This is a genomic window from Janthinobacterium sp. SUN211, from assembly GCF_030587315.1.
Taxonomy (GTDB): domain Bacteria; phylum Pseudomonadota; class Gammaproteobacteria; order Burkholderiales; family Burkholderiaceae_D; genus Janthinobacterium; species Janthinobacterium kumbetense.
In genome coordinates this window covers 1-1,011 of the sequence record NZ_JAPWIC010000028.1, presented here as the reverse complement: position 1 = coordinate 1,011, position 1,011 = coordinate 1, and the positions used below count along the sequence as shown (strand labels likewise).

1 rRNA gene is annotated in these 1,011 nt (G+C 51.9%); it reads left to right on the top strand.

Going from position 1 to position 1,011, the window contains the following annotated elements:
• Positions 1 to 10: 10 nt before the first annotated feature.
• Positions 11 to 1,011 (top strand): 16S ribosomal RNA (locus O3301_RS28585); the annotation flags it as partial.

Here is a 1,011-nt window from a genome sequence, read left to right as displayed (position 1 = left end):
AACAGAGATTAAACTGAAGAGTTTGATCCTGGCTCAGATTGAACGCTGGCGGCATGCCTTACACATGCAAGTCGAACGGCAGCACGGAGCTTGCTCTGGTGGCGAGTGGCGAACGGGTGAGTAATATATCGGAACGTACCCTAGAGTGGGGGATAACGTAGCGAAAGTTACGCTAATACCGCATACGATCTAAGGATGAAAGTGGGGGATCGCAAGACCTCATGCTCGTGGAGCGGCCGATATCTGATTAGCTAGTTGGTAGGGTAAAAGCCTACCAAGGCATCGATCAGTAGCTGGTCTGAGAGGACGACCAGCCACACTGGAACTGAGACACGGTCCAGACTCCTACGGGAGGCAGCAGTGGGGAATTTTGGACAATGGGCGAAAGCCTGATCCAGCAATGCCGCGTGAGTGAAGAAGGCCTTCGGGTTGTAAAGCTCTTTTGTCAGGGAAGAAACGGTGAGAGCTAATATCTCTTGCTAATGACGGTACCTGAAGAATAAGCACCGGCTAACTACGTGCCAGCAGCCGCGGTAATACGTAGGGTGCAAGCGTTAATCGGAATTACTGGGCGTAAAGCGTGCGCAGGCGGTTTTGTAAGTCTGATGTGAAATCCCCGGGCTCAACCTGGGAATTGCATTGGAGACTGCAAGGCTAGAATCTGGCAGAGGGGGGTAGAATTCCACGTGTAGCAGTGAAATGCGTAGATATGTGGAGGAACACCGATGGCGAAGGCAGCCCCCTGGGTCAAGATTGACGCTCATGCACGAAAGCGTGGGGAGCAAACAGGATTAGATACCCTGGTAGTCCACGCCCTAAACGATGTCTACTAGTTGTCGGGTCTTAATTGACTTGGTAACGCAGCTAACGCGTGAAGTAGACCGCCTGGGGAGTACGGTCGCAAGATTAAAACTCAAAGGAATTGACGGGGACCCGCACAAGCGGTGGATGATGTGGATTAATTCGATGCAACGCGAAAAACCTTACCTACCCTTGACATGGCTGGAATCC